The sequence below is a fragment of the Pantoea sp. GbtcB22 genome, assembly GCF_019091025.1.
GTDB classification, from domain to species: Bacteria; Pseudomonadota; Gammaproteobacteria; order Enterobacterales; family Enterobacteriaceae; genus Pantoea; species Pantoea leporis.
This window is the reverse complement of sequence record NZ_JAGXKB010000019.1, coordinates 1,296-2,785: the sequence shown is the minus strand read 5'-3', so window position 1 is coordinate 2,785 and position 1,490 is coordinate 1,296. Positions and strand designations below refer to the sequence as shown.

1 rRNA gene (only partly in view) is annotated in these 1,490 nt (G+C 53.1%); it reads left to right on the top strand.

The features are described from left to right. Window positions 1-1,490, top strand: a 23S ribosomal RNA gene (locus KVT28_RS24635); its annotated part runs 1,259 nt beyond the window's last position; the annotation flags it as partial.

Genomic DNA, 1,490 nt, shown 5'->3' with positions numbered 1-1,490 from the left:
CCCGTACACGAAAGTGCACAGATTGTGAGTTCGAAGAGTAGGGCGGGACACGTGGTATCCTGTCTGAATATGGGGGGACCATCCTCCAAGGCTAAATACTCCTGACTGACCGATAGTGAACCAGTACCGTGAGGGAAAGGCGAAAAGAACCCCGGCGAGGGGAGTGAAACAGAACCTGAAACCGTGTACGTACAAGCAGTGGGAGCCTCTTTAATGGGGTGACTGCGTACCTTTTGTATAATGGGTCAGCGACTTATATTCTGTAGCAAGGTTAACCGTATAGGGGAGCCGCAGGGAAACCGAGTCTTAACTGGGCGTTAAGTTGCAGGGTATAGACCCGAAACCCGGTGATCTAGCCATGGGCAGGTTGAAGGTTGGGTAACACTAACTGGAGGACCGAACCGACTAATGTTGAAAAATTAGCGGATGACTTGTGGCTGGGGGTGAAAGGCCAATCAAACCGGGAGATAGCTGGTTCTCCCCGAAAGCTATTTAGGTAGCGCCTCGTGAACTCATCTCCGGGGGTAGAGCACTGTTTCGGCTAGGGGGCCATCCCGGCTTACCAACCCGATGCAAACTGCGAATACCGGAGAATGTTATCACGGGAGACACACGGCGGGTGCTAACGTCCGTCGTGAAGAGGGAAACAACCCAGACCGCCAGCTAAGGTCCCAAAGTCATGGTTAAGTGGGAAACGATGTGGGAAGGCACAGACAGCCAGGATGTTGGCTTAGAAGCAGCCATCATTTAAAGAAAGCGTAATAGCTCACTGGTCGAGTCGGCCTGCGCGGAAGATGTAACGGGGCTAAACCATGCACCGAAGCTGCGGCAGCGACACTATGTGTTGTTGGGTAGGGGAGCGTTCTGTAAGCCGTTGAAGGTGTGCTGTGAGGCATGCTGGAGGTATCAGAAGTGCGAATGCTGACATAAGTAACGATAAAGCGGGTGAAAAGCCCGCTCGCCGGAAGACCAAGGGTTCCTGTTCAACGTTAATCGGAGCAGGGTGAGTCGACCCCTAAGGCGAGGCTGAAAAGCGTAGTCGATGGGAAGCAGGTTAATATTCCTGCACTTGGTGTTACTGCGAAGGGGGGACGGAGAAGGCTAGGTTATCCGGGCGACGGTTGTCCCGGTTTAAGCGTGTAGGCTGATACCTTTGGTAAATCCGGGGTATCTTAAGGCTGAGGCGTGACGACGAGCCACCACGGTGGTGAAGTAACTGATGCCCTGCTTCCAGGAAAAGCCTCTAAGCTCCAGGTAACACGAAATCGTACCCCAAACCGACACAGGTGGTCAGGTAGAGAATACCAAGGCGCTTGAGAGAACTCGGGTGAAGGAACTAGGCAAAATGGTGCCGTAACTTCGGGAGAAGGCACGCTGTCATCAGGTGAAGTCCCTCGCGGATGGAGCTGAAGGCAGTCGAAGATACCAGCTGGCTGCAACTGTTTATTAAAAACACAGCACTGTGCAAACACGAAAGTGGACGTATACGG